We start from the raw sequence: 25,066 nt of genomic DNA, 5'->3' as shown, positions 1-25,066 counted from the left end.
CCTGCGCCCGGCCACGAAAAGACGTGCTATATCGTGTTACGCGGTCGTGGCGAAGCCGATGGCGGTTACGATGAGCCTCGCCGCGAGAGATGGGTGGCCTGTGCCGACGAAGGCGAATTCTGCGATTTCTATGGCCGCAAGGTGGTCAGGTATGGCGCGCGCGGCCGGTTCACGCAGGACGTGTTCCGGGATGGCGTCGAATGCGACAATGAATCCTTCGGCGATCCCGCTCCCGATGCCGGGAAGCGTTGCTATATCAAGCAGTAGCTTCTCGACGCCCATCGAACACGAGACATCGGAGGCCGAACAGTCCGGCCTCCGGGGTGGCCTGCGAGCCCCGTGCAATTGCCTCAGCTCTTGGCCAGCAGCGCCTCGACCTCCTGCACTGTCGGCATAGACGGTGCGGTGCCTGGACGGGTCACGGAAATGCCGGCAACGGCGCAGGCGAAGCGTACCGCCTCCAGAGGCTCCACGCCGCGCGAAAGTGCCGCGGCAAGGCCGCCATTGAACGCATCGCCAGCTCCCGTCGTCTCAACCACAGGCCCCGCGCTGATGGCGGAAACATGCTCGGAGCGATCCTTCGTGTGCAGGAGCGCCCCCTTGTCGCCGAGCGTGACGATGACTGTGCCAACGCCCTTTTCCAGCAGCTTGCCGGCGGCGGCGCGCGCTTCATCGACCGAGGAGACTTTCAGCCCGGTCAATTCCTCGGTTTCGGTCTCGTTCGGTGTTAGATAGTCGCAGAGCGTGTAGACGCGGTCGGGAAGCTTTGCCGCCGGTGCCGGATTGAGAATGGTCGTCACCCCTGCCCCGCGCGCGATCTCCAGCGCCCGCAGCGCGGCGTCGATCGGCTGTTCGAGCTGCGTGACGAAAACACCGGCACCACGGATCAGCTCGGCATTGGCTTCGACATCGTCCGGCGTGATCAGCATGGCGGCGCCGGGACTGACGATGATGGCGTTGTTGCCGCTTCCCTCCTCGACGAAGATGTAGGCGGCACCGGTATAGCTGTCCGGCGTATCGATGGCGGCGCTCTTCACGCCGGCATCCTTCCAGGTCCGCTTGGCCATTTCGGCGAAGGCATCGACCCCGAGCCGGGTCAGGAAGGTGACGTCGGCCCCCAACCTGCCGGCCGCCACCGCCTGGTTCGACCCCTTGCCGCCTGGTCCCAGCTTGAAGGAGTTGCCGAGGATCGTTTCGCCCATGCGCGGCTGGCGCTGCGCCCTGTAGGCCGTATCGGCGACGAAGACACCGAGGATGACGATCGGCTTGCCCGAGGCCATGCCGCTACTCCGCATCCGGCGGCACGACGCCCTTGCGGAAGGCAAAGCAGCCATAGAATCGGCGTTCGCCGGTCTGGATGACGCAATAAGCCTGCTTGGCGCGCTCGTAGAAGGCGTAACGCTCGACCGGCACCATCGGCCAGGATTTGCCCTCGGCGGCATCGATCTCCTTCTGCACTTCCTTTTGCACCGCTGGGATCTCGTCGGATTTGCCGACGATCTCCATGCGGGCGGCCGAGTCGTCGACAAACGTGTCCAACGGGTAAAGCGACAGCACCGCCTTCACCACCTGTGCCGCCGAGGCATCGATGCGCAGCACCCGACCGAGCGCCGTCCGGCGCGCGACCGAATCGGACGGGAAGTTGGTGTCGGCGATGATCAGGTCGTCGCCATGTCCCATCGCCCGCAATGCCTGGAGCACGTCGGCGTTGAGCAACGGATCGATCCCTTTGAGCATGATGGTCCTCGTGAAGTGCGTTTGAGATCAGAGACGCTTGCCGGTCTCGGCGTCGAACAGATGGATATGGTCGAGCCTTGGCCGAAGTTTCAGCGTATCGCCGGGCTTGAAGTCATGGCGTTCGCGAAACAGCGCCACCATCTCGCCGTCACCAAAACGCAGGAAGACCAGGGTTTCCGAGCCGGTCGGCTCGACCACGGAAATCTTCGCCGGCACTCCATCGGGATGGATCTCGAGATGCTCGGGGCGCACGCCATAGACGACGGCGCGCCCCTCCTCGACGGCGTTGTTCGGAGCGACCGGGAACAGCGTCCCGGCGATGTCGACGCCGCCCTTGCGCCCGGTACCCTTGAGCAGATTCATCGACGGCGAGCCGATGAAACCGGCAACGAAAAGGTTCGCCGGCCGGTCAAAAAGCTCCAGCGGCGCGCCGACCTGTTCGATGCGGCCGTCGCGCATGACGACGATCTTGTCGGCCATCGTCATGGCTTCGATCTGGTCGTGCGTGACATAGATGGTGGTGGTCTTCAGCCGCTGGTGCAGTTCCTTGATCTCGGTGCGCATCTGCACGCGCAGCTTTGCGTCGAGGTTCGAAAGCGGCTCGTCGAACAGGAATACCTGCGGGTTGCGCACGATGGCCCGCCCCATGGCGACGCGCTGACGCTGGCCGCCGGAAAGCTGGCGCGGATAGCGCTTCAGATAGGGGCTGAGGTCGAGGATGTCGGCGGCGCGCTTGACCCGCTCGGCCACCACGGCCGGGTCGGTTTTCCGCAGCTTGAGGGCGAAGGCCATGTTCTGCTCGACCGTCTTGTGCGGATAGAGCGCATAGTTCTGGAACACCATGGCGATGTCGCGCTTTGCGGGCGGCAGGTGATTGACGACGCGATCGCCGATGGCGATCGTGCCGCCGGAGACGGTCTCGAGCCCCGCCACCATCCTGAGCAGCGTGGACTTGCCGCAACCGGACGGCCCGACAAGCACGACGAACTGGCCATCGGCAATGTCGACGCTGACTTCGTGCAGAACCTTGACGATTCCAAACGCCTTGGCCACATTGCTGATCGCGACTTGAGCCATCGTTCCCCCATCGGCTCCAACTGGCCGTAGGCGCAGAAGCTAACCAACGCGACCGGTCAGGGCAAGTCGGTCCCGTATAGATAAAAACCCGTCCTCGTTGACACGGCGTTTGGTTGTGAGAATAGTGACGAGCGCCAATCCGAACGCCGGTACTCTATCCGAAAAAACGGAACGCGAGGCGACGCAGGTTGGGGTCCTGGTTTCGCTTCTGAACACGGCCAGCGCCCGGCACGATTGGCACTTCGATTCATGACTAACGTTCTGGGAGGAATAGTCCATGCGAGTAGGTCTTTACGACAAACTGGTCCGTGCCGGCGCGACAAGGCGCGACATATTGAAGGGCGCGGCCTCGATGGCCGCGATCGCGGCCGCATCCGGCGCCGGGCTTGGCGCCCTGACGCGCCCGGCTTCCGCCGCAAGCGAACTGCGCTCGAAAATCCTGCAGATCCCCGGGGTTGGCAAAGGCCAGCCGACCGACGCCGACTTCCAGAAGGTCGGCGAGCTTTGCCTCGAGGCGACCAAGGCCAATGTCAAGGAAGGCGAGTTCGCCGGCGTCGAACTCACCTTCATGGGCCTCAACAACCAGAACCTGCACAATGTGCTGTTCCGTGGTTTCCTGAAGCCATGGGAGACCTATACCGGCGCCAAGATCAGCTGGATCGACCTGGCGCAGGCCGACTACAACGCCCGGCTGCAGCAGTCGATCGCCACCGGCACCGTCGATTTCGACATCATCGAGATGGGCGCACCGTTCGAGGGCGACGTCTGCGGCAAGGGCCTGACTTCGGAAATGCCCGACTGGGTCAAGAAACAGATCGACTTCGACGATCTCGTCAACTACCTCAAGCCACCCGTCGGCACCTGGGATGGCAAGCAGTACCGGGTTACCATCGATGGCGACACGCACAACTTCAACTACCGCACCGACGTGTTTGCCGATGCCGACCTTGCCAAGCAGTGGAAGGATAGCGGGGCGACGAGCGAATGGGGCGTGCCGAAGACCTGGCAAGAGGTTCAGGCCGTGACCAAGTTCCTCAAGGGCAAGAAGTTCAAGGGCCAGGATGTCTATGGCTATCTCGACGCGCCCAAGCCCTGGGGCGGTTTCGGCTTCTACTTCCTCGGCAGCCGCGCCACCGCCTACGCCAAGCATCCCGACGACAAGGCCTGGCTGTTCGACGCCGACACGATGAAGCCGCGCGTCAACAATCCGGCCTGGGTACGCGCCATCCAGGACGTCATCGATGCCCTGCCGTCGGAACCCGCCGACCAGATCAATGCCGATCCGAACACCACCGCCTTCCAGCAGTTCCTGGCCGGCACCGGCTCGATGATCCCCTGGTGGGGCGACGTCGGCTCGAACGTCAAGACCAACGATAGCTCGGTTATCGGCGACGTCACCGGCTTCTCGATCCTGCCGGGCTCCGACGACGTCTACAACTCCAAGACCGGCAAGTGGGAGAAGCTCGCCAGCGGCCCGAACTATTCGCCCAACTGCGCCTATCTCGGCTGGGGCGTCTATGTCATGGCCCGCGTCGATAGCGACGAGAAGAAGAAGAAGGCGGCATGGTCGGCGGCCGCCCATCTCGGCGGCAAGGACCTGTCGATCTGGACGGCGATGTATCCGTCGGGCTTCCAGCCCTATCGCAACTCCCATTTCGACATTCCCGAATGGGTGGCGGCCGGCTACGACGAGGCTTTCATCACCTCGTACCTGAAGTCGGAAGGCGACAGCTACAACCATCCCAACGCGGCAATCGAGCCGCGCATCCCCGGCATCTTCCAGTACTACAGCGCCGCCGAGGATATCCTGGCCAACACCTTCGCCGGCAAGATGAAGGCGCAGGAAGGCGCCGACGCCATCGCAGCCGCCTGGGAGAAGCTCACCGACCAGATCGGCCGTGACAAGCAGGTCAAGCTCTACAAGGCCTCGCTCGGCATGTAAGCTGCCTTTGAACCGTGGTCCGGCGGCAACGCCGGACCACAGCCTTCCCTTCCAAACGGGCGAGATTTGTGGCTGACCAGACTTCGACCGCGACCCGGTGGCCGGCAGACGCCGCCCCCCATGATCTGATCCCGCCAGGCCGCCGGCGTTTGGGCTGGGCGCTGATGGCGATTGCCACGCTCGGCCTGCTGGCAACGATCGTGCTGCAGATCCTCTACAAGACCGAGGTCGATACGATCGGCTTCGAGACATGGCGGCCCGTGGTCTACGCCTATGTGCTGTGGGGCGTGGCGATCGGCATCGGCCAGGTTCTGACACGCGGCGAGGACGGCCAGCGCGCGCTGTTCCTGCTGCCCGCTCTTTTGTTCACCATCGCCATGGTGATCTTCCCGACGCTGTTCGGCTTCTACATCGCGCTCACCGACTGGAACCTCAGCTCCTTTAGCGGTCGCAGGTTCAACGGGCTCGACAATTTCTGGCAGATGCTCGCCGATCCCTACTACCGCAACGCCCTGTTCAACATGGTCCTCTACGTGCTGGCGGTGCTGGTCGAATATGTCGTGGCCTTTGGCCTGGCGCTGCTGCTCAACGCGCAGATTCGTGCCCGAAAATTCTTCCGGGTGGTGTTCCTGATGCCGCTGATGCTGTCGCCCGTTGCGGTCTCGTGGATGATCGGCAAGTCGCTGATGGAATATCGCTTTGGACCGGCGGCGACGCTGGCGCGCCATCTCGGCTGGGAAGACCCGGCCTTCTTCTCGAACCCGATCACCGCCCGCATCTCGATCATGCTGCTGGACGCCTGGACCTTCATTCCATTCATGATGATCATGCTGCTGGCGGGGCTGCAGGCGATGTCGCGCGAGGTGCTGGAGGCGGCACGTGTCGATGGCGCCACGGCCTGGCAGACCTTCTGGCAGGTCACTTTCCCGCTGATGCTGCCGGTGTCGGTAACGGCGGTGATCCTGCGCATCATCTTCAAGCTGAAGCTTGCCGACATCATCATCACGGTCACCTCGGGCGGTCCGGGCGGCGCCACCGATTCGGTGTCGAGCTTCATCTACCGCGAGTACCGAGACCGCTCGAATGTCGGCTACGGCACCATGCTGGCGATGGCCTATCTCGTCATCATCGTAGTGTTCGTGACCTGGCTGTTGAAATTCGCCAGCCGTTTCGTGCGCAATGTGAATTAGGGCAAGATGAGCGTTCAGACCACCGACTACGTCGCATCCGAAATCCGCTCGCCGGCGAGCTTCGTCGCCAGCCGCGTCTTCATTTACGGCGCGCTCGCCTGCTGGGGCTTCATCTGCCTGTTTCCGATTTATTGGACCATCACCACATCGTTCAAGACGGCGGTGGATGTCACCCAGGGCCACCTGATCCCGTTTGTCGACTTCCAGCCGGATTGGAAAGGCTGGCGATCGCTTGGCCTGTCGCCGGACTCGATCTTCCAGACATCGACCGTGCGCGACGAGTTCCTCAAGCGCTTCATGAATTCGGTCATCACCTCGGTTGGGGCGTCGAGCCTGGCGATCATTATCGGCAGCCTCGCCGCCTATGGCCTGACCCGCTATCGCTACCATTTCGCCTGGTTCAAGAACGAGGACATCTCCTTCTTCTTCCTGTCGCAGTTGATCCTGCCGCCGGTGGTGCTGGCCTTGCCGTTCCTGGTGCTCTACCGCGAAGTCGGGCTGCTCGATACGCGTATCGGGCTGATCCTGCTCTACACGCTGATGGTGCTGCCGATCGTCATCTGGATCATGCGTGACCAGTTCAATTCCATCCCCGTCGAGCTGGAGGAAGCAGCCCTCGTCGACGGCCTGTCGATCTGGGGCGCCTTTTTCCGCATCGTCATGCCGATCGCGCTGCCAGGCATGGTGGCAGCCTTCATCCTGGCGATGGTGCTGTGCTGGAACGAGTATTTCTTCGCCGCCCTTTTGACCTCGACGGACGCCAAGACAATCCCGGTCATGGTTGCCAGCCAGACGGGCTCGCAAGGCATCAACTGGTGGTCGATGGCCGCCCTTGCCACCGCCGCCATCGCGCCGCTTGCCGTCATCGGCATCGCGCTGGAGCGCTACCTGATCATGGGCATGACGGCTGGTGCGGTGAAGTAGCGTTTTTTCCTTCTCCCACAGGGGGACAAGGAAGAACCCGCGTTAGCGCCTCAGGATCGCCCTGAGGTGGTCCATGATCATGGCGACACCCTTTTGCCCCAACTCCACTGACGCCTCCTTGGCACTCGCCGTATACCAGCCCGTATTGTCCTCGAAACGCGCGGCATCCACCCCCTCCGGACATAGCGCCAGCATCAGCGATGTCTCGCCGATGCCGGCATGGTCGAAAGGATATTTGCCGTTCATCGCGGCCGGCATCAGCGGATGCACCTGCACCCAGTTGAAGAAATTCTCGCCCGCGGCATGTCCGGCATAGTAGTCGGCCATGGTGTCGGAGCCCCACCAGCCCTCGCCGCGCTGCTTCTCGAGAAAGCGGAAGATCGCCTGTCTGCCGGCGGTCTTGAAAGCGAGATCGGTCGGCATGCCGGCAGCGAAATTCTCGGTCTGGTGATGAATGATGGCGTGGATGTTGCGAAAGCCGATACGCAGCAGGCTGTAGAACAGCTCCTCGCCGAACGGCGCCAGTTGATTGCCGCCGACCTGCACCGAGCCGCTGCCTTCCGGCGGCACCACGGCATAGCTCGCCGCGCCATAGTAGAAGGGCGGCAGGATGACGATGTCGCTCTCCTTTTCGAACAGCTCCAGCGTCTTGATGACGGCCAGTGTGTCCATGCCAACAGCCATGTGCTCGCCATGATATTCCAACACGCCGAGCGGCAGTGCGACCGGCCAATTCTGCGCGATCGCCTTGCGGATCTGGTGCGGCAGCATCAGTTCATAGCGCATGATCTATTCCATGTTGGTGTGGCGGGCGCGCATGGCTTCAGGCGAGGCCGCGGTCAATTCCCTGAGTTTCAGCACCATGATCTCGAATAGCAGGAACAACGCACCCTCGAAAACCGAGCCCATCGGCAGCACCGACGTCTTTTGCGATCCCTGGTCGTTGGCCATGGTCTGCGCCGGCACCAGCAACGTCAGATCGGCCAGGCTTGCGGCGCTGCCGCCCGCCTGGGCGGTCACGAGTAGGACGGTCGCGCCTGCCTCACGCGCGATGCGCATCAGGGTGAGTACGGTCGAGGTTTCGCCGGGCCCGGAACTGACAAGGAAGACGTCGCCCTGCCCTACCGGCGGCGTGGTCATGTCGCCGACGGCCGAAACCGGCAGGCCCAGATGATAGAGCCGCATGGCGAAGCCCTTCACCTGCAAGGCCTCGCGGCCGCAGCCATAGACGACGATCTGCCTGGCACCAACCAGCATCCCGCAGGCGGCGTCGATCCGGTCGCCATCGACGCGCGCCAACACCGCGCCAAGCTCGTCGAGCGCGGTCTTGAACATCTGCGAGCCGGAGTTGTTCACGGCGGCGCCACCGCCGTGCCGGCAATCGAAGATGATTGGCAATTCCCGATCACGCTTTTCCCCGGAACAGCTTGATTTCGTTCATGCTAGCAACCGCGAAAATGCGTGTCCAACGCTCAGCGGCGCTTTTGCCGAGCCACGAGCATGATAGTGTCATGTCAGACAAATCAGCAAGGCAAACGGGCAGGATATGAAGACACGGAATTTCGACCGCATCGGCAATGGCGGCATCACCTTCACGGAGTTGGGCTTCGGCACGGCGCCGCTCGGCAATCTTTACCGCGCGGTCTCCGACGAGGACGCCAATGCGACGCTGGAGGCCGCCTGGGCGACCGGCTGCCGCTACTATGACACCGCGCCCCTCTATGGGCTCGGCCTGTCGGAAACGCGCCTTAACCCGTTCCTGCGCTCCAGGAAGCGCGACGACTATGTGCTGTCGAGCAAGGTCGGCCGCATCATGCGCGCCTGCCCGCCCGAGGAGCGCACCGGCATCGGCAAGTTCTTCGACACGCCGTCGCGCAAGGAGGTCTACGATTACAGCTATGACGGTGTCATGCGCTCGTTCGAGGCCTCGCTGGAGCGGCTGGGCGTCGACCGCATCGACATCCTGTTCGTGCACGATGTCGACATCTTCACCCATGGCAGCAAGGAGGCATCCGACCAGCGCATCGATGAGTTCATGCGCTCGGGCTATTATGGCCTGCTCGCCTTGCGCGACCAGGGCGTCATCAAGGCATTCGGCGGCGGCATCAACGAGTGGCAGGTTGCGCAGGCCCTGGCCGAGCGCGGCGATTTCGACCTGTTCCTGCTTGCCGGGCGCTATACGCTGCTGGAACAGGAGGCGCTGACGTCTTTCCTGCCGCTTTGCCAAAAACGCGGCATCGGCATCGTTCTCGGCGGCCCCTACAATTCCGGCATCCTGGCGACCGGACCGAAGCCCGGCGCCTATTACAACTATTCCGAAGCGCCGCAGGATGTCATCGACCAGGTGACGCGCATCGAGGCCGTCTGCAAACGCCACGGTATCAGGCTGATCGAAGCCGCCCTGCAGTTCCCGCTGTTGCACCCTTCGGTGGTTTCAGTCATCCCTGGCGGTCAGCGCCCGGGCGAAGTCGAGAGCAATCGGTCGCTGCTGGATGCGAAAGTCCCCGCAGCGCTCTGGGCCGATCTCAAGCAAGAGGGCCTGATGCGCGCCGACGCCCCGACAGTTTGAGGAGCTTCCGATCGGGAGATACGTGTCCAAAAATGAAAAGCCGGGCAAGCCCGGCTTTTCTGGTTTTTTGAAATAAAACGCGCTTAGTTGACGGCGTCCTTGAGGCCTTTGCCGGCCGAGAACTTCGGCACGGTGCGCGCCGGGATCTTCACTTCGGCGCCGGTCTGGGGGTTGCGGCCGGTGGACGCAGCGCGCTTTGACACGGTGAAATTGCCAAAGCCGACAAGCCGTACATCGCCGCCCTTCTTCAGTTCGCCGGAGATGACAGAAAACACTGCATCGACCGCCGACTGCGCGTCACCCTTCGAAATGCTCGCGGCGTCGGCGACAGCGGACACCAGTTCGTTCTTGTTCATAAAAATTCCCTTCCATGAGAACACCGGAACTTACGACTCATCCGGCAGGAAACGGACTTTAGAAAGAAGCGTTCCCGCAACCAAGTCGAAAAGGCAGGAAAAAAGCGGAAAAAGCCCGGAATTCCGGGGTTTTTCACATGAAAAAGCCGGGCGCGAGGCCCGGCTTTCTGTTTGTGCGCTGCAACCTTAGAAAAAACTAATGCGCAAGCGACTTTCCGGCATCGTCGGCACTATCGGTCGCGGCCGGCGGATTGACCGGTTCGACCCATTCGATCGGCTCCGGCATCCGCACCAGCGCGTGGCGCAACACCTCACCGACGCGTGAAACCGGAATGATTTCCATGCCGTTCTTCACGTTGTCCGGAATCTCCGCCAGGTCCTTGGCGTTGTCTTCCGGGATCAGCACCTTCTTGATGCCGCCGCGCAGTGCGGCGAGCAACTTCTCCTTCAGGCCGCCGATCGGCAAGATGCGGCCGCGAAGCGTTATCTCGCCAGTCATCGCCACATCGGCCCGCACCGGAATACCCGTCAGCACCGACACAATGGCCGTGGCCATGGCCGCGCCCGCGGACGGACCGTCTTTCGGCGTGGCGCCTTCCGGCAAGTGCACGTGGATGTCGCGCTTGTCGAACAGCGGCGGCTCGATACCGAAATCGATGGCGCGCGAACGGACATAGGAGGCCGCCGCCGAAATCGATTCCTTCATCACGTCGCGCAGATTGCCGGTCACCGTCATGCGGCCCTTGCCGGGCATCATGACACCTTCGACCGTCAGCAGCTCGCCGCCGACTTCCGTCCAGGCAAGCCCGGTGACGACACCGACCTGATCGTCAGCCTCGACCTGGCCGAAGCGGTAGCGCTGAACACCGAGATAGTCGGCGAGATTCGCCGCCGTGATGCTCACCGTCTTCTTCTTCGTCTTCAGGATCTCGGTCACCGCCTTGCGCCCGAGCTTCATCAGCTCGCGCTCCAGGCTTCTGACGCCCGCTTCGCGGGTGTAGGTCTGGATGATGGCGCGGATCGCGTCCTCACCGACGGAGAACTCCTTCGGCTGCAGCGCATGATCGCGGATCACCTTCGGCATCAGGTGCCGCTTGGCGATCTCGATCTTCTCGTCCTCGGTGTAGCCGGCGATACGGATGATCTCCATGCGGTCCATCAAGGGCGCAGGGATGTTCAGCGTGTTCGCCGTCGTCACGAACATCACGCTCGACAAGTCGTATTCGACCTCGAGGTAATGGTCCATGAACGTCGAGTTCTGTTCGGGGTCGAGCACCTCGAGCAGCGCCGATGACGGGTCGCCACGGAAGTCCTGGCCCATCTTGTCGATCTCGTCGAGCAGGAAGAGCGGGTTGGACTTCTTTGCCTTCTTCATCGACTGGATGACCTTGCCGGGCATCGAGCCGATATAGGTGCGCCGGTGGCCACGGATCTCGGCCTCGTCACGCACGCCGCCGAGCGCCATGCGGATGAATTCGCGGCCGGTTGCCTTGGCTATCGACTTGCCGAGCGAGGTCTTGCCGACGCCGGGAGGGCCGACGAGGCACAGGATCGGCCCCTTCAGCTTCTTCTGGCGGCTTTGCACGGCAAGGTACTCGACGATGCGGTCCTTGACCTTGTCGAGGCCGAAGTGATCGGTGTCGAGGACGTTCTGCGCGTAGGCCAGGTCCTGCTTGACCTTGGAGTTCTTGCCCCACGGTATCGACAGCAGCCAATCGAGATAGTTGCGCACGACGGTCGATTCAGCCGACATCGGCGACATCGTCCTCAGCTTCTTCAACTCGGCTTCCGCCTTTTCGCGGGCCTCCTTGGAGAGCTTGGTCTTCTTGATGCGCGCCTCGATCTCGGCGGCTTCGTCGCGGCCGTCCTCGCCCTCGCCGAGCTCCTTCTGGATCGCCTTCATCTGCTCGTTGAGGTAGTATTCGCGCTGCGTCTTCTCCATCTGGCGCTTGACGCGCGAGCGGATGCGCTTCTCCACCTGCAGGACGGAGATTTCGGCTTCCATGAAGCCCATTGCCTTTTCCAGCCGCTCCTTGACGGAAAGCGTGGCCAGCATTTCCTGCTTTTCAGGAATCTTGATGGCGAGATGCGAGGCAACCGTGTCGGCGAGCTTGGAATAGTCGTCGATCTGGCTGGCGGCGCCCACCACTTCGGGCGAGATCTTCTTGTTCAGCTTGACGTAGTTCTCGAAGTCGGTGACGACCGAGCGGGCCAGGGCCTCGACCTCGACCTCTTCCTCTTCCGGCTCGACCAGCGCCGTGGCTTTGGCCTCGTGGAAGTCGGGACGGTCGGTGAAGGAGACGATTTTCGCACGCGAGGCGCCCTCGACCAGAACCTTGACGGTGCCGTCGGGCAGCTTCAGCAATTGCAGCACGTTGGCGAGCGTGCCGATGTCGAAGATCGCATCGGGCTCGGGATCGTCATCGGCGGCATTCATCTGGGTGGCGAGCAGGATCTGCTTTTCCTGACCCATCACCTCTTCCAGCGCCTTGATCGACTTTTCACGCCCGACGAAGAGCGGAACGATCATGTGCGGGAACACCACGATGTCGCGCAGTGGGAGGACTGCGAAGACGCCGTCGCTGGGAGCCTTGGATATTTTGGCCATTGTCCAACCTTTCATGTCGCGGCCACCATCAGGCCAACCGCGAATCTTATATTAACGACCGGGGATCGTTCCGCCTACCACCGTTTGTGACGGGAGTTTTACAGCACAGAAATCGGGCACCTCGGCCTTCTGGTGTTAGGTGGATGCAAGCGGGGCAAAGATCAAGAGTTAACATCGTCCGCAAATCCACTCCATCGCTCAGGCCGTATACCCGTCACAGCAAAACGGCGCCGCAAGGGCGCCGTTCCACAAAAATATAGGGCCAAGTGCCATATCAGGCGCTGACATTGCCCTTCTTTTCCTTCTGTTCGGAATAGATGTAGAGCGGCCTGGCGCTGCCGGTCACCACTTCTTCCGAGATCACCACCTCGCGCACGCCTTCGAGCGCGGGCAGTTCGAACATCGTGTCGAGCAGGATCGCTTCCATGATCGAACGCAGGCCGCGCGCGCCGGTCTTGCGCTCGATAGCGCGCTTGGCGATCGCAGAAAGCGCGTTCTCGTGGAAGGTCAGGTCGACATTTTCCATTTCGAACAGGCGCTGATACTGCTTGACCAGCGCGTTCTTCGGCTCGGTCAGGATCTGGATCAATGCCGGCTCGTCGAGATCCTCCAGCGTCGCCAGGACCGGCAGACGACCGACGAACTCCGGAATGAGGCCGAATTTCAACAGATCCTCGGGCTCGACCAGGCGGAAAACGTCACCCGTGCGGCGATCCTCCGGCGACGCGACGATGGCGCCAAAACCGATCGAGGTCTTCCTGCCGCGATCCGAGATGATCTTGTCCAGGCCGGCAAAGGCGCCGCCGCAGATGAACAGGATGTTGGCGGTGTCGACCTGCAGGAACTCCTGCTGCGGGTGCTTGCGGCCGCCCTGCGGCGGCACGGAAGCGACGGTGCCTTCCATGATCTTCAACAGCGCCTGCTGAACGCCCTCGCCCGACACGTCGCGGGTGATAGAGGGATTGTCGGACTTGCGCGAAATCTTGTCGATTTCGTCGATGTAGACGATGCCGCGCTGGGCGCGCTCGACATTGTAATCGGCCGACTGCAACAGCTTGAGGATGATGTTCTCGACGTCCTCGCCGACGTAACCGGCCTCGGTCAGCGTCGTGGCGTCGGCCATCGTGAAGGGCACGTCGATGATGCGGGCCAGCGTCTGCGCCAGCAGCGTCTTGCCGCAGCCGGTCGGGCCGATCAGCAGGATGTTGGACTTGGCCAGCTCGACATCGTTGTTCTTGCCGGCATGCGCGAGGCGCTTGTAGTGGTTGTGCACGGCCACAGACAGCACGCGCTTGGCGTAAGGCTGGCCGATGACATAGTCGTCGAGAACCTTGAGGATCTCCTGCGGGGTCGGCACGCCCTCGCGCGACTTCACCATCGAGGTCTTGTTCTCCTCGCGGATGATGTCCATGCACAGCTCGACGCACTCGTCGCAGATGAACACCGTTGGGCCGGCGATCAGCTTGCGCACCTCGTGCTGGCTTTTGCCGCAAAACGAGCAATAAAGCGTGTTCTTGGAATCACCGCTGTTGTTGCCGACCTTGCTCATTTTCATGTCCTTTCATGGCCGCCCGCCGATGGTCTGGCTGAAAGGGCGCATACTCTATTTATCGCGGGAATCCGCCGCCGCCAGTCTTCCGGCTCCCCGCAACGTATTCCGTACGAAACACAAATCAGAAAACGTGGCAATGATTCGCAGCTTCCCCACGCAAAGCTAAGCCGTCGAAAATCAACATAGCCTTAACGTAGGCAATCCCGACCTCCGAGGGAACAGCCAATTGTGGCCGAAATGACGCAAGACACGCCAAAAGCGCGTGATGGTGCCATCCAACTGCCACCCAGCCTTTATGCCAACGCTCCCTCAGCCGCCTCGCGCGACGAAATGACCTTGTCGATCAGGCCGAAATCCTTGGCCTCGTCGGCGGTCATGAAATGGTCGCGGTCGAGGGTCTTCTCGATCTCGTCATAGCTCTTGCCGGTGTGCTTGACATAGACCTCGTTGAGGCGACGCTTCAGTTTGATGATGTCCTGGGCATGACGCTCGATATCCGACGCCTGGCCCTGGAAGCCGCCGGACGGCTGGTGAACCATGATGCGTGCGTTCGGCGTGGCAAAACGCATGTCCTTGTGGCCCGCGGTCAGGAGCAGCGAGCCCATCGAGGCCGCCTGGCCGATGCACAGCGTCGACACGGCCGGCTTGATGAACTGCATGGTGTCGTAGATCGCCATGCCCGAGGTGACGACGCCACCCGGCGAGTTGATGTAGAGGTTGATTTCCTTTTTCGGGTTCTCGGCTTCGAGGAACAGGAGCTGCGCGCAGACCAGCGTCGCCATGCCGTCCTCGACCGGACCGGTGATGAAAATGATGCGCTCCTTGAGGAGGCGCGAGAAAATGTCGTAGGCCCGCTCGCCGCGATTGGTCTGTTCGACCACCATCGGAACGAGGTTCATGTAGGTTTCGACGGGGTTCTTCATTCGATATCTCTTGTCTCGCGGTGGGATTCCGGCGCCGGACAGGCTGGCAGCTCGGGCAGAATCGGTTCTGGATCGTCAAGATGTAAATAGGATGACGGCTCATCCTTCTGCAAGGCCGACCCGTCCTAGCCATCTGGGTAAGTCGAATCAAGCTTCCGGGCAAGGATTAGCAGCAGCTGATGCCGCGCCGGCCCGAAATACCGAGCCAGCCCCGACAGGTAGCAGTTTCTTAACCTCGTCGCTTAACGAAATGCGCCGAAACCGCTTTTCTCCGCAACGGCTTCCCCTACAATTCTGCGTTGAACTTTTGCCTGCAGTCAAACGGGGGAGTGCCATGTCTGGGAAAACCGCACGCTTCGCCATTGCCGGGCTGACCCTGCTCGGCTCGATTTCGCAAACGGCGGCCGGCGGCCGCGCCGTCGAATGCTACGAGCCCGTCCGCACACCTGACGTCTATGACACGGTCTACGAGGACGTCATGATCAGCCCCCCCGGCCAGCAGGTCGTCGACTATGATCCGCCGATCTACGGCACGCGGGAGCGCGTGGTGATGACCGTGCCGGCCCAGGTTCGGTATGAAGTGGTGCCGGCAATCACCCGGACCGTCTACCACACCGTCAGGGTCGATGGCGGCGGCTATTCCTGGGAATGGCGCGTCATCCATGGCCGCCGTGTGCTGTGCAAGGTCTGGCACAAGGCACGCTACGAACGCGTCGCCGAGACGGTGGTGATCCAGCCCGAACGTACGCGCCGCGTCGTCATTCCTGCGCAATATGACAGCATCGCCGAGGAGGTGCTGGTGCGGCCCGAGCAAAGGCGCGTCATCGATGTTCCCGCTTCCTACCAGACCGTCGCGCGCCGCGTGCTGGTGCGCGAAGGTTCGTCCGGCTGGCGGCGCGTGCATATTCCCAGGCACTGCCAGAACTAGGGTTAGGCCACCTCGGCCCGCAGCCAGGCCTTGAGACCGGCGATATCGCCATCGCCAATGGCTTTGGCAACACGGCGCCCCACTGCCGCGCCGAATTTGTAGCCGTGACCGGAACATGCCGAGACGACCAGGCACTTGCCGGTCTCATGCGCCAGGAATTTCTCGTCATCGGTGAAGGTGTAGGCGCAGGTGACCACTTCGGTCACCTTGTACTCCGCGATGCGGGCGATCGGCGGCGAAAACAGGTTGCGGATCGCCTCACCCTCGCCCGGCACCGGCTCGCGGTTCCAATCGGCGTTGCTGGTCGGCACCTTGTGTAGGCCCGAACCGAACTTCATGCCGGCGCCCCGGGTGAGCGGGATCATGTAGCCGTCGGTCTTGCCGCCGACATCGAGAATGATGGGCGCAGCCTCCCATGCCGCCTTGAGATCGGCAGGCGGTTCGACATAGGCGAGTGCGGTGCGAAAAGTCCGCAATTCGCCGCCGAGCTCGGAGAATAGCTTCAGCACCCAGGCGCCAGCGGCTACGACGATGCGGTCGGCCTGCATCATCTCGCCACTTTCCAGCAGGATATGGCCGGCCTCGGCATCGATCTCCGTCACCTTGCTGTGCTCGTAGACGTTGGCTCCGTTGGCACGCAGCCATGTGGCCAGCCCAGCTGCTATTTTGCGGCAATGCAGTGCGCCGCCTTCCGTCGAGAAATAGGCGTAGCGGAACGAGCCAGCCTCGAAGAACGGCCAGCGCTCGACGGCCGCGTCTGGTTCCAGCAGTTCGAAAGGGAAATTCCCCTCTTCCAGACCCTCACGATATTCCTCGGCTTCATCGCCGGGCTCGCGCGAAACGCAGACGAATCCGCGCGCGTCGAGGTGGTTCTCGCCGAGATCAGCCCACATTTCGTCCCAGGCCTCATAGGCTTCGGTGATCAGCCGCCCATAGCCGGTTCCAGCGCGGTAGGCGCGGCGGATGATGCGGTGGTGGTCGCCGGATGCCGCCAGCGGATTGGGGATCGGCCCCTGCTCGACGATCGACACGCCGTGGCCGGCCTTGACCAGCGACCAAGCCGTGGAGAGACCGGCGATACCCGCGCCGACAACGATCACATTCATCCGTTCAGACTTTCCGCGACCCTACTGGCTGGCTCAATCAATCGGGCTGCCGCACGCAACATACGGTCTGGAACCGGGCTGGCAAGCCGCGCTATGGGTCTGGCATGACCAAATCGACGCTCTCCTATCTGGCCTTTGATCCGGCCACTCGCCGGCTTAGGCTCGACCCGCGCGAACCAGCCTTCTTCCTCAATCCGTACGAGGCCTACGCCTTCCTGCACAACGCATCGAATGCGTTTTTCTGGGAAGAATTCGGCTTCTGGTGCTTTGGCGGCTTCGGCGACGTCAACAGACTGCTGCGCGACCGCCGTTTCGGCCGCCAGAACCCGGCCGGCATTCCCGACAGCCGCGGTGCCGGCCAGGATAGGACCCATCTCAAGGCATTCGACGGTATCGAAGCCAATTCGATGCTGGAGCTGGAGCCGCCGGTACACACGCGCCTGAGGACATTGGTCAACCGTGCCTTCGTCTCGCGTCAGGTCGAACGGTTGCGGCCGCGTGTCGAAGCGCTCGCCAAGGAGTTGATCGACCGTTTCGAACCAGGCAAGGCCGTCGACCTCCTGCCGGCCTTCGCCTCCCCCTTGCCGATCACCATCATCGGCGAAATGCTCGGCGTGCCGGTCGAGATGGGGCCGCAACTGCTCGACTGGTCGCATCAGATGGTCGCCATGTACATCCACGGCCGCACGCGCGAGACCGAGGAGACGGCCAACCGGGCGGCGGGCGAGTTCTCCAACTTCCTGCGCGCCTACGTGACCGAGCGCCGCAAGAGCCCGGGCGACGACCTGCTGTCGCTGCTGATCTCGGCCCAGGAAGACGGTGAGAGGCTGTCTGAAGACGAGCTGGTCTCCTCGGCCATCCTGCTGCTCAATGCCGGCCATGAAGCAACCGTGCACCAGACCGGCAATGCCGTCCATTCCATCCTGGCGCAAGGCGGTGACCCGCGCCGCTTCTTCACCTCCCCTGAAGCGACAGCGGCCACGGTCGAGGAATGCCTGCGTTTCGACGCGCCGCTACACATGTTCATGCGCTATGCCTATGAGGAAATCGAAATCGCGCCCGGCATCGTCGTCCGGCCGGGCCAGACGATCGGGCTTTTGCTCGGCATGGCCAATCATGACCCGCACGCCTTCGCCGAACCCCTTGCCTTCCAGTCCGGCCGACCGGACCAAAAGAACGTGTCGTTCGGTGCCGGCATCCATTTCTGCATCGGCGCGCCGCTCGCCCGGCTCGAACTGCAGGTTTCGCTCAAGACTTTGTTCGAGCGGTACCCGCAACTGCATCTTGCCGAACAGCCCCGCTTCCGCGACACTTACCACTTCCATGGGCTGGAGGCGCTCTCCGTGCGCTTCTGACCATAGTGGGCTGGGGCTTGCTATGAGATTGTTTTCGAGAGGCGCGATCGCGCTCGCCGTGACGATTCTGCTCGGCTGCATGGCTGGCGCCGTGGCCCAGCAGACGGAGAATATCCCGCAGCAAAACAGTGACGCCATCGCCAGGAAACTGGCCGGCGTGCTGCTCGAACGCCAGATTGGCGCGAAAGTGCCGGCGGAGAGGTTCGGCGCCTATGAGGTCGATTTCAACCTCGACGGATTTTCCGAGATCTATGTCTATGTGCAGGATCCCGCCTGCGACGGGGTCAAGTGCGGGTTGTTCCTGTTCGTGCTGGAGGGCGACGGCTATCGCGAGGTGCTGGGCGACATTCCGGGCGCCAGGCTGACGGACCCGGCCAAGGTCGGGCTCGGCGCCTTCAAGCGCAAAGGCTTTATTGACCTGCAGCTCAACCAGACGCTGGCCAGTTGGAACGGTGAGCGCTATGCCGACAGCTCGACTTTTCCGGCTTCTTCGCTCGACGGCACTGCCTTTATCGCGGCCTGCCGAAAAAACAAATCGAGCGAACAGCCCGAAGAGGGTGAGGCTGAACGGGTGACCAGCGAATGCCAGTGCCAGTTCAACCGGTTCCAGACGATCGGCTTTGCACAGGCCGATCTCGACACCTATGCGGCCTCTTTCAGTGAAAATTTTGCCTATCCGACCGGTGACAGGGAAAAGCCGTGGCAGGCTCTGGTCAAGGACGCGGAGGATGCCGGCACCGGCTGCGACGTCGCCAGCGGCAAAACCCAGTGGCAGCCGGCCTATTTCAACCATGGCGACCAGCAGCAGCAGCGACTTGACTTCGATGCCTTCCTCGACGCCTGTCCAGCGCAGGATTTCATCCTGACCAACCGCAAGACCGGTTCGCCGGACCGCGCGCTTGGCCTGTGCGGCTGCCTTGCCCGCGAGCTGCCGACGCAAGGCGTCACGCAAACAGGGATGGATCTCCTGACGCAATATTATCGCGACGAGATATCGGACGCGGACATCGATGCGCAGGACAGCGAATTGCTGGCCGCTCACGACAAGGCCTCGGACGCGTGCCTCGCCCAGTTCCCGGCGAAATGATCAAAGCTTGATCACATACTCCTTGCGAGTCGTTTCAAGCACTTCCCAGCTTCCCCTGAAGCCCGGCCGCAGCACGAAGCTGTCACCGGCTTTGACCGTGCGCGCCTCTCCGCCCTCTTCCGCGATCACCGAGACGCCAGAGAGAATGTGGCAGAACTCCCATTCGTCATAGACGATGCGCCATTTGCCGGGAGTCGATTCCCAGATGCCGGCATAGAGGCCGCCGTCGCGCTCCTCGACATTCCAGGTGCGGAATTTCGGATCGCCGGAGATCAGACGATCCGGCGCGGGCGCGCCGGATTCGGGCTCGACGCTTTTGGTGTCGACGGAAAGAAACGCGGTCATATCAGGTCAGACCTTGGCGAGTGCCTGTTCGAGGTCGGCGACGATGTCGGTGACATCCTCGATGCCGATGGACAGCCGCACCGTGTCCGGGCCAGCGCCGGCCTTGACCTTCTGCTCGTCGGAAAGCTGGCGGTGCGTGGTCGATGCCGGGTGAATGACCAGCGACTTGGTGTCGCCGACATTGGCCAGATGCGAGAAGAGTTCGAGCGCCTCGACGAATTTGATGCCCGCCTCGTAGCCGCCCTTGAGGCCGAAGGTGAACACGGCGCCGGAGCCCAGCGGCGAATATTTCTTCTGCAAGGCGTTGTTCTTGTCACCGGGCAGGCCGGGATAGTTCACCCAGGCGACCTTGGGGTGGTTCGACAGCCAGCCTGCGACCGTGATCGCGTTGTCGCAGTGGCGCTGCATGCGCAGCGGCAAGGTTTCGAGGCCGGTCAGGATGAGGAAGGCGTTGAACGGCGAGATCGCCGGGCCGAGATCGCGCAGGCCGAGCACGCGGGCAGCAATGGCGAAAGCGAAATTGCCGAAGGTCTCATGCAGCACGAGGCCGCCATATTCGGGGCGCGGTTCCGACAGCATCGGGTATTTGCCCGATTTCGACCAGTCGAAAGTGCCGCCATCGACGATGACGCCGCCGATCGAATTGCCATGGCCGCCGATGAACTTGGTCAGCGAATGGACGACGATGTCGGCGCCGTGCTCGATCGGCCGGATCAGGTAGGGCGAGGCCAGCGTGTTGTCGACGATCAGCGGCAGGCCGTGCTTGCGGGCGATGTCGCCGATCTTCTCGATATCGACGAAGGTGCCGCCAGGATTGGCCAGGCTCTCGATGAAGATCGCCTTGGTCCTGTCGTCGATCTGGCTTTCGAAGGTCGAGACGTCATTGGCTTCGGCCCAGCGCGCCTCCCAGCCAAAATTCTTGAAGGCGTGCCCGAACTGGTTGATCGAGCCGCCATAAAGCTTGTTGGCGGCGACGAAATTGTCGCCCGGCTGCATCAGATTGTGGAACACGATCACCTGCGCGGCGTGGCCGGATGCCACAGCAAGGGCAGCCGTGCCGCCTTCGAGTGCGGCGACGCGCTCTTCAAGCACCGCCTGCGTCGGGTTCATGATGCGGGTGTAGATGTTGCCGAAGGCCTTCAGGCCGAAGAGAGAGGCGGCATGGTCGGCATCGTCGAAGACGAAGGACGTGGTCTGGTAGATCGGCGTGGCGCGCGCGCCGGTGGCCGGATCGGGCTTGGCGCCGGCATGGACGGCGAGCGTATTGAAACCGGGCGTACGGGTCACGGATACCTCCCTAAAAAACCTTCTGAAAATCGCCGGGCATTCTTGGCGAAGCCCGGCCCGGAATGCAAAGAAGAAAATACCCTTTGGCGTGGGACCTTCGACCAAGCCGAAGGGAAATACGGCTTTTGCCGGAATAATTTTGCGCTTTTGCCTGTCGCCTATTTCTGGCGCACACCGAAACTCTGGAAGCCCTGGCGCATCAGCGGCTTCTTCGACGACAGCACCCCGGAATTGACCCCGGTCCAGCCGATCTCGCCGGAGAGCTTGCCATATTCGATCTTGGGGCAGCGGTTCATCACCACCTTGATTCCGGCTGCCTCCGCGCGTGCGGCCGCCTCGTCATGACGCACTCCAAGCTGCATCCAGACGACTTTGGGCAACGGATCGAGCTGCAAGACCTCTTCCACAATGCCCGGCACAGCCGATGGCGCGCGAAAGATGTCGACCATGTCGATCGGCTCTGGAATGTCGGCCAGCCTGGCATAGGTCATTCGGCCGAGGATTTCCTTGCCGGCCTGGCCGGGATTGATCGGGAACACCGAAAAACCCTTGGCCAGCAGGTATTTCAACACGAAATAGCTCGGCCTGACGTCATTGGCCGACGCCCCGACCATGGCGATGGTCTTCACCGAATTGAGGATGCCGCCGATATAGGTGTTGTCGTAACTATCGTGATTCATGCCTCGTCCTCATACAACGCCTCAGCGAGAAAACCATCCGGGTCATTGCTGAAATCGCGCAGCATGCGGAAATGGTCCGTATCGCGAAAGTCGGCGGGCTCAAGCCCGAACCTGCTGATGCGGAACAGCCGCGCGCCGGGACAGGCCATCAGCAGCGGCGAGTGCGTCGCCATGATCACTTGCGCGGTGCCCGACTGGTCCATGCGCCGCAGCATCTTGAGCAGTTCGATCTGGCGGGACGGCGAGAGCGCGCTTTCAGGCTCGTCGAGTATGTAGATGCCTTGCCTGCGGCAGCGCTCCTCGAAGAAGCGGATGAAGCCTTCGCCGTGTGACCATGACAAGAAATCCGGCGGCGGCGGCTTGAAAGGGTCTTCCAGCGCCGCCTGATCGAGATAGCGGGCGACGGAATAGAAGGATTCGGCGCGAAAGAACCAGCCAGCAGTGACTTTTGGCAGCCAGTGGCCCCGGAATGTGTCCGCCAGGGCGGCGCCGCTCTTGTCGATGGCGCTGGAATGGTCGACCGGGCGGTAGCCCTTGCCGCCACCTGCCTCGTCATAGCCTGCCAGCGCGCCAATCGCCTCGAGCAGCGTGGATTTGCCGGTGCCGTTCTCACCGACGATGATGGTGATGGGCGTGGTGAATTGGAGCTCGAACTCGTGGCCGCGAAACAGCGGCAGGTTCCAGGGATATTTTTCCCAGTCAACCACTCGCCCGGGGTCGAGCAGAACGCGCTTGAGATACGGTGCCTTGAGTCGTGTCAGCTGCTTGCGATAAGCCATCAGCCAGGCAGCGAAATCGTGCCATCTTCCGCGATCGGAAAGGCAGGATTGTGCGCGACTTCCCAGACATGTCCATCGGCATCGGCGAAATAGCCGTACCAGCCGCCCCAGAAGGCGCGGCCGGCCGGCTTGACGATCTTGCCGCCGGCCTGTTCAGCCATGGCCAGGACTTCGTCGACCTCGGCGTCGGAACGGGTGTTGTAGGCGAGGTAGACCGCTGACGGCGCCTTGGCGAAGACAATGCCGGAATCCTCCTCGGCGCTGGCGCGCGGGAACAGGCCCAGAATGGCGCCGCCCATCTGGAAGAAGGCGACACCATCGGTGATCCCGGCATGACGTTTCAGGCCCATCGCCTGGTAGAAACGCACAGCGCGGTCGAGATCGTCGGTGGCAACGGTGATGATGGAGATGCGCGGTTCCATGCTCCCGTCCTATTCGTCCGTCCATTCCGGCTTGCGCTTGCCGATGAAGGCGCCGATGCCCTCTTCCGCGTCCCTCGCCAGCATGTTCTCGACCATGACGCGCCCGGTATAGGCATAGGCATCCGCCAGCCCCATTTCGGCCTGCGCGTAAAAGGCTTCCTTGCCGGTCTTCACGACCAAGGACGATTTGGACGCAATGGTTTGCGCGTATTTGGTGACAATCTGATTCAGGTACTCACGCGGCACGACGCGGTTGACGAGGCCGAATTCCTTGGCCGTTGCCGCATCGATCGTCTCACCGGTCAACAGCATCTCCATCGCCTGCTTGCGCGAGACGTTGCGCGACAGCGCCACCATCGGCGTCGAACAGAACAGGCCGATGTTGACGCCCGGCGTGCAGAAGGTCGCCTCATGCGAGGCGATGGCCAGGTCGCAGCTCGCGACCAGTTGCAGGCCGGCGGCTGTCGCCAGGCCATCCACCTCGGCGACGACAGGCAGGGGGTGGCGCACGATCGTCTGCATCAGCGTGGCGCAAGCGGCAAAGGTCTCTTCGAAGAAGGCCTTGCCGCGATCGGCGTCGGCGCGCCGCGCGGTCATTTCCTTGAGGTCATGGCCGGCGCAGAACACCTTGCCGGCCGCCGAGAGTACGATGACACGAACGGCCTTGTCGGCCCTGGCGCGGTCGAGTTCCGCCGTCAGCGCCGCCATGACCGCCAGCGACAAGGCGTTGGCGGGCGGATTGGCAAGCGTCAGGCGCAACACGCCCTTGTCCAGCCTTGTCGTGACCGGGCCCTCTTCGGCGGCAGCAGGCTTGATGGCAAGGATTTCGGCCATGGCTAAGGTCTCCGCGACTCCGATCGTGTTGGCAGAGTATCTAATATCGGTTCGGGTTTCGTCCAACACCCATCGCTTGCGCCAGGGCGATGTATATGTTGCCAGAAACGCCCGGCTGCGCCCATACAAGCATGCGCAGAACGAGAGACCGACATGCCCGCCCAGACCAATCTCAAGCCGGTGCTGACCGCAGTGCAGATCAACGTGTTGATGGAGAGCGTCTTTCCGCAACTCAATGAGAGTTCCGCCGCCTATGAGGCGATCGACGTGTTTCCCGGCGGCTGTATCGTGCGGCTCAATGCCGGCGAGCGGCATTTGCGCCCCGGCGGCACGGTGTCCGGCCCCGCGCTGTTCACGCTGGCCGATATTGGCGGTTATGTCTGCGTGCTCAGCCATGCAGGGCCGGATGCGCTCTCGGTCACCACCAACCTCAACATCAACTTCGTGCGCAAGGCGGAGGCCGGGCCGATCTACGGGCATTGCCGCATCCTGAAGCTAGGAAAGAGCCTGATGGTGTTCGATATCGACATCGTCGCCGGCCCCGATGGACAGACAGTGGCGCATGCGACAGGCACCTATTCGATCCCGCCGAAGCGGGGATAAGCTGCCAGGCCGGTTCGTGCTTTGCGTGGAACGCCCGGCCGACTAGATCGTTCTGCCGCATGCCCGACGTGACAACCTACCTTGCGTTCCTCGCTGCCGTGCTCACCTATCAACTTTCGGGCGTCGGTCCCGACATGATGCTGGTGATCAGCCGCGGCGTGGGGCAAGGCTGGCGCCATGCCCTGTCGACTGCGGCGGGATGTGTATCGGCCGGCGTCGTCCAGATTCCGTTGCTCGCAATGGGACTGGCCTCGCTAGTCACGTCCTCGCCATCTCTCTACTCCATCCTTCAGGTCGTCGGCGCGGTCTATCTGATCGCCATCGGTATCAAATTCCTGTTGGCGCGCCGGCAGGGCGAAGATGGCGGCGTCTTTGCCACCAAGAGCAGCATACCGGCCGCTTTCCGGCAGGGCTTGGTCTGCAACCTCACCAACCCGACGACGCTCGCTTTCATGCTTGCGGTTCTGCCGCAATTCGTTCACCCGTCGGCCGGGTCACCTGCGCTTCAGTTCATCGTTCTCGGCGCGACCATGAAGATGACGGGAATGGTCGTTCTCGGCGCTGTCGCGCTGACCTCCGGCGCGATCGGCGACTGGCTGGCGCGCCGAAGCTCGCTCCTTATTTGGCAGCAAAGGCTGAGCGGAGCCCTGATGGTCGCCATCGGCATCAGGCTCCTCCTTGCCGCCGTGAGCGGGCGGCGGTGAGCGGGATATAAGCTATCAAATCGAGCGTGCTAGTGAGGTAAAATAATACCGTTTCATC

Annotated in this window: 26 protein-coding genes; 9 read left to right on the top strand and 17 right to left on the bottom strand. The window is 62.4% G+C overall.

Features of this window, described 5'->3' with window-relative positions:
• Positions 1-36: 36 nt before the first annotated feature.
• From EN824_RS36645 to ugpC, 4 genes are all read right to left on the bottom strand, one after another.
• Positions 37-282 carry a hypothetical protein gene (locus EN824_RS36645; RefSeq protein ID WP_167531215.1) on the bottom strand — a complete coding sequence of 82 codons (246 nt, stop codon included), beginning with the start codon at positions 280-282 and terminating at the stop codon, positions 37-39.
• A 68-nt stretch (positions 283-350) separates the two neighbouring features.
• Positions 351-1,280: a ribokinase gene (rbsK, locus tag EN824_RS11245; protein WP_127869584.1), complete on the bottom strand. Its 930-nt coding sequence runs from the start codon at positions 1,278-1,280 to the stop codon at positions 351-353.
• 4 nt (positions 1,281-1,284) lie between these two features.
• Entirely contained in the window at positions 1,285-1,737 is a 453-nt protein-coding gene (locus tag EN824_RS11240; RefSeq protein ID WP_127869585.1) for an RbsD/FucU family protein, read from the bottom strand.
• Between the two features lie 27 nt (positions 1,738-1,764).
• Entirely contained in the window at positions 1,765-2,814 is a 1,050-nt protein-coding gene (gene ugpC / locus EN824_RS11235) for a sn-glycerol-3-phosphate ABC transporter ATP-binding protein UgpC (RefSeq protein ID WP_127869586.1), read from the bottom strand.
• A 277-nt stretch (positions 2,815-3,091) separates the two neighbouring features.
• Here ugpC and EN824_RS11230 point away from each other — a divergent pair, with 277 nt between their 5' ends.
• The 3 genes from EN824_RS11230 (at position 3,092) to EN824_RS11220 (ending at position 6,870) form a co-directional block, all read left to right on the top strand.
• The gene (locus EN824_RS11230) at positions 3,092-4,756 is read left to right on the top strand and encodes a sugar ABC transporter substrate-binding protein (protein WP_135864108.1); all 1,665 of its coding nucleotides are present in this window, start codon (positions 3,092-3,094) and stop codon (positions 4,754-4,756) included.
• Between the two features lie 68 nt (positions 4,757-4,824).
• On the top strand, positions 4,825-5,946 hold the full coding sequence (locus tag EN824_RS11225; protein WP_127869588.1) for a sugar ABC transporter permease: 1,122 nt from the start codon (positions 4,825-4,827) through the stop codon (positions 5,944-5,946).
• 6 nt (positions 5,947-5,952) lie between these two features.
• Positions 5,953-6,870, top strand: a complete 918-nt coding sequence (locus tag EN824_RS11220) for a carbohydrate ABC transporter permease (RefSeq protein ID WP_027143632.1) — start codon at positions 5,953-5,955, stop codon at positions 6,868-6,870.
• A gap of 42 nt (positions 6,871-6,912) precedes the next feature.
• Here EN824_RS11220 and EN824_RS11215 read toward each other — a convergent pair whose 3' ends face one another.
• Both EN824_RS11215 and EN824_RS11210 read right to left on the bottom strand, forming a co-directional pair.
• Positions 6,913-7,656, bottom strand: coding sequence for a creatininase family protein (locus tag EN824_RS11215; protein WP_135864106.1), 744 nt, complete (start codon positions 7,654-7,656; stop codon positions 6,913-6,915).
• A gap of 3 nt (positions 7,657-7,659) precedes the next feature.
• Positions 7,660-8,205, bottom strand: a complete 546-nt coding sequence (locus EN824_RS11210; protein WP_127869728.1) for an SIS domain-containing protein — start codon at positions 8,203-8,205, stop codon at positions 7,660-7,662.
• Positions 8,206-8,416: 211 nt separating this feature from the next.
• Between EN824_RS11210 and EN824_RS11205 the strand changes: the two genes are divergently transcribed.
• A complete protein-coding gene (locus EN824_RS11205; RefSeq protein WP_127869590.1) occupies positions 8,417-9,439 on the top strand; it encodes an aldo/keto reductase in 1,023 nt (340 codons plus the stop codon).
• An 83-nt stretch (positions 9,440-9,522) separates the two neighbouring features.
• On the opposite strand, the gene EN824_RS11200 is transcribed toward EN824_RS11205, so the two are convergent.
• From EN824_RS11200 to clpP, 4 genes are all read right to left on the bottom strand, one after another.
• Positions 9,523-9,795: an HU family DNA-binding protein gene (locus EN824_RS11200; protein ID WP_015318196.1), complete on the bottom strand. Its 273-nt coding sequence runs from the start codon at positions 9,793-9,795 to the stop codon at positions 9,523-9,525.
• 196 nt (positions 9,796-9,991) lie between these two features.
• The gene (gene lon, locus EN824_RS11195) at positions 9,992-12,403 is read right to left on the bottom strand and encodes an endopeptidase La (RefSeq protein ID WP_127869591.1); all 2,412 of its coding nucleotides are present in this window, start codon (positions 12,401-12,403) and stop codon (positions 9,992-9,994) included.
• A gap of 274 nt (positions 12,404-12,677) precedes the next feature.
• A complete protein-coding gene (gene clpX, locus EN824_RS11190) occupies positions 12,678-13,952 on the bottom strand; it encodes an ATP-dependent Clp protease ATP-binding subunit ClpX (protein WP_023759839.1) in 1,275 nt (424 codons plus the stop codon).
• Positions 13,953-14,248: 296 nt separating this feature from the next.
• Complete coding sequence (clpP, locus tag EN824_RS11185) at positions 14,249-14,878, bottom strand: ATP-dependent Clp endopeptidase proteolytic subunit ClpP (protein ID WP_027028064.1); 630 nt, start codon at positions 14,876-14,878, stop codon at positions 14,249-14,251.
• A gap of 334 nt (positions 14,879-15,212) precedes the next feature.
• Between clpP and EN824_RS11180 the strand changes: the two genes are divergently transcribed.
• A complete protein-coding gene (locus tag EN824_RS11180; RefSeq protein WP_135932257.1) occupies positions 15,213-15,806 on the top strand; it encodes a hypothetical protein in 594 nt (197 codons plus the stop codon).
• Positions 15,807-15,808: 2 nt separating this feature from the next.
• Here EN824_RS11180 and EN824_RS11175 read toward each other — a convergent pair whose 3' ends face one another.
• Positions 15,809-16,912, bottom strand: coding sequence for an FAD-dependent oxidoreductase (locus EN824_RS11175; RefSeq protein ID WP_135932256.1), 1,104 nt, complete (start codon positions 16,910-16,912; stop codon positions 15,809-15,811).
• A gap of 104 nt (positions 16,913-17,016) precedes the next feature.
• Here EN824_RS11175 and EN824_RS11170 point away from each other — a divergent pair, with 104 nt between their 5' ends.
• Together EN824_RS11170 and EN824_RS11165 are read left to right on the top strand one after the other, a co-directional pair.
• Positions 17,017-18,267: a cytochrome P450 gene (locus EN824_RS11170; protein WP_135932255.1), complete on the top strand. Its 1,251-nt coding sequence runs from the start codon at positions 17,017-17,019 to the stop codon at positions 18,265-18,267.
• Between the two features lie 22 nt (positions 18,268-18,289).
• Complete coding sequence (locus EN824_RS11165) at positions 18,290-19,354, top strand: hypothetical protein (RefSeq protein WP_135918721.1); 1,065 nt, start codon at positions 18,290-18,292, stop codon at positions 19,352-19,354.
• Here the strand turns inward: EN824_RS11165 and EN824_RS11160 are convergent, their stop codons facing one another.
• The 6 genes from EN824_RS11160 to EN824_RS11135 form a co-directional block, all read right to left on the bottom strand.
• Positions 19,355-19,699 carry a cupin domain-containing protein gene (locus EN824_RS11160; RefSeq protein WP_127281240.1) on the bottom strand — a complete coding sequence of 115 codons (345 nt, stop codon included), beginning with the start codon at positions 19,697-19,699 and terminating at the stop codon, positions 19,355-19,357. It lies immediately after the preceding gene.
• A 6-nt stretch (positions 19,700-19,705) separates the two neighbouring features.
• Complete coding sequence (locus EN824_RS11155; RefSeq protein ID WP_135932254.1) at positions 19,706-20,986, bottom strand: O-acetylhomoserine aminocarboxypropyltransferase; 1,281 nt, start codon at positions 20,984-20,986, stop codon at positions 19,706-19,708.
• A 158-nt stretch (positions 20,987-21,144) separates the two neighbouring features.
• Positions 21,145-21,666 (bottom strand): CoA-binding protein, encoded by a 522-nt coding sequence (locus tag EN824_RS11150; RefSeq protein WP_135932253.1) that lies wholly within the window; start codon positions 21,664-21,666, stop codon positions 21,145-21,147.
• Complete coding sequence (locus EN824_RS11145; RefSeq protein WP_135932252.1) at positions 21,663-22,445, bottom strand: AAA family ATPase; 783 nt, start codon at positions 22,443-22,445, stop codon at positions 21,663-21,665. Before EN824_RS11145 ends, EN824_RS11150 begins: the two co-directional genes overlap by 4 nt.
• Positions 22,445-22,867 (bottom strand): VOC family protein, encoded by a 423-nt coding sequence (locus EN824_RS11140; protein WP_135932251.1) that lies wholly within the window; start codon positions 22,865-22,867, stop codon positions 22,445-22,447. The genes EN824_RS11145 and EN824_RS11140 overlap by 1 nt, the downstream gene beginning before the upstream one ends.
• A gap of 9 nt (positions 22,868-22,876) precedes the next feature.
• Positions 22,877-23,701, bottom strand: coding sequence for an enoyl-CoA hydratase (locus EN824_RS11135; RefSeq protein ID WP_135932250.1), 825 nt, complete (start codon positions 23,699-23,701; stop codon positions 22,877-22,879).
• Positions 23,702-23,854: 153 nt separating this feature from the next.
• On the opposite strand from EN824_RS11135, the gene EN824_RS11130 reads away from it, so the two are divergent.
• The gene (locus tag EN824_RS11130; protein ID WP_135932249.1) at positions 23,855-24,304 is read left to right on the top strand and encodes a PaaI family thioesterase; all 450 of its coding nucleotides are present in this window, start codon (positions 23,855-23,857) and stop codon (positions 24,302-24,304) included.
• Positions 24,305-24,363: 59 nt separating this feature from the next.
• Positions 24,364-25,008, top strand: coding sequence for a LysE family translocator (locus tag EN824_RS11125; RefSeq protein ID WP_135864085.1), 645 nt, complete (start codon positions 24,364-24,366; stop codon positions 25,006-25,008).
• The last annotated feature ends 58 nt before the right edge of the window (positions 25,009-25,066 follow it).

The organism is Mesorhizobium sp. M8A.F.Ca.ET.181.01.1.1 (genome assembly GCF_004792025.1).
In the GTDB taxonomy this organism is placed as follows: domain Bacteria; phylum Pseudomonadota; class Alphaproteobacteria; order Rhizobiales; family Rhizobiaceae; genus Mesorhizobium.
Note: the sequence above shows the minus strand (reverse complement) of the source record. Positions and strands in the feature narration are given on the sequence as shown.

What these genes read in the sequence shown, in the direction of transcription:
- EN824_RS36645 (WP_167531215.1), bottom strand. Translation starts at nt 282, where the DNA reads ATGGGCGTCGAGAAGCTACTGCTTGATATAGCAACGCTTCCCGGCATC.
- rbsK (WP_127869584.1), bottom strand. Translation starts at nt 1,280, where the DNA reads ATGGCCTCGGGCAAGCCGATCGTCATCCTCGGTGTCTTCGTCGCCGAT.
- EN824_RS11240 (WP_127869585.1), bottom strand. Translation starts at nt 1,737, where the DNA reads ATGCTCAAAGGGATCGATCCGTTGCTCAACGCCGACGTGCTCCAGGCA.
- ugpC (WP_127869586.1), bottom strand. Translation starts at nt 2,814, where the DNA reads ATGGCTCAAGTCGCGATCAGCAATGTGGCCAAGGCGTTTGGAATCGTC.
- EN824_RS11230 (WP_135864108.1), top strand. Translation starts at nt 3,092, where the DNA reads ATGCGAGTAGGTCTTTACGACAAACTGGTCCGTGCCGGCGCGACAAGG.
- EN824_RS11220 (WP_027143632.1), top strand. Translation starts at nt 5,953, where the DNA reads ATGAGCGTTCAGACCACCGACTACGTCGCATCCGAAATCCGCTCGCCG.
- EN824_RS11215 (WP_135864106.1), bottom strand. Translation starts at nt 7,656, where the DNA reads ATGCGCTATGAACTGATGCTGCCGCACCAGATCCGCAAGGCGATCGCG.
- EN824_RS11210 (WP_127869728.1), bottom strand. Translation starts at nt 8,205, where the DNA reads ATGTTCAAGACCGCGCTCGACGAGCTTGGCGCGGTGTTGGCGCGCGTC.
- EN824_RS11205 (WP_127869590.1), top strand. Translation starts at nt 8,417, where the DNA reads ATGAAGACACGGAATTTCGACCGCATCGGCAATGGCGGCATCACCTTC.
- EN824_RS11200 (WP_015318196.1), bottom strand. Translation starts at nt 9,795, where the DNA reads ATGAACAAGAACGAACTGGTGTCCGCTGTCGCCGACGCCGCGAGCATT.
- lon (WP_127869591.1), bottom strand. Translation starts at nt 12,403, where the DNA reads ATGGCCAAAATATCCAAGGCTCCCAGCGACGGCGTCTTCGCAGTCCTC.
- clpX (WP_023759839.1), bottom strand. Translation starts at nt 13,952, where the DNA reads ATGAGCAAGGTCGGCAACAACAGCGGTGATTCCAAGAACACGCTTTAT.
- clpP (WP_027028064.1), bottom strand. Translation starts at nt 14,878, where the DNA reads ATGAAGAACCCCGTCGAAACCTACATGAACCTCGTTCCGATGGTGGTC.
- EN824_RS11180 (WP_135932257.1), top strand. Translation starts at nt 15,213, where the DNA reads ATGTCTGGGAAAACCGCACGCTTCGCCATTGCCGGGCTGACCCTGCTC.
- EN824_RS11175 (WP_135932256.1), bottom strand. Translation starts at nt 16,912, where the DNA reads ATGAATGTGATCGTTGTCGGCGCGGGTATCGCCGGTCTCTCCACGGCT.
- EN824_RS11170 (WP_135932255.1), top strand. Translation starts at nt 17,017, where the DNA reads ATGACCAAATCGACGCTCTCCTATCTGGCCTTTGATCCGGCCACTCGC.
- EN824_RS11165 (WP_135918721.1), top strand. Translation starts at nt 18,290, where the DNA reads ATGAGATTGTTTTCGAGAGGCGCGATCGCGCTCGCCGTGACGATTCTG.
- EN824_RS11160 (WP_127281240.1), bottom strand. Translation starts at nt 19,699, where the DNA reads ATGACCGCGTTTCTTTCCGTCGACACCAAAAGCGTCGAGCCCGAATCC.
- EN824_RS11150 (WP_135932253.1), bottom strand. Translation starts at nt 21,666, where the DNA reads ATGAATCACGATAGTTACGACAACACCTATATCGGCGGCATCCTCAAT.
- EN824_RS11145 (WP_135932252.1), bottom strand. Translation starts at nt 22,445, where the DNA reads ATGGCTTATCGCAAGCAGCTGACACGACTCAAGGCACCGTATCTCAAG.
- EN824_RS11140 (WP_135932251.1), bottom strand. Translation starts at nt 22,867, where the DNA reads ATGGAACCGCGCATCTCCATCATCACCGTTGCCACCGACGATCTCGAC.
- EN824_RS11135 (WP_135932250.1), bottom strand. Translation starts at nt 23,701, where the DNA reads ATGGCCGAAATCCTTGCCATCAAGCCTGCTGCCGCCGAAGAGGGCCCG.
- EN824_RS11130 (WP_135932249.1), top strand. Translation starts at nt 23,855, where the DNA reads ATGCCCGCCCAGACCAATCTCAAGCCGGTGCTGACCGCAGTGCAGATC.
- EN824_RS11125 (WP_135864085.1), top strand. Translation starts at nt 24,364, where the DNA reads ATGCCCGACGTGACAACCTACCTTGCGTTCCTCGCTGCCGTGCTCACC.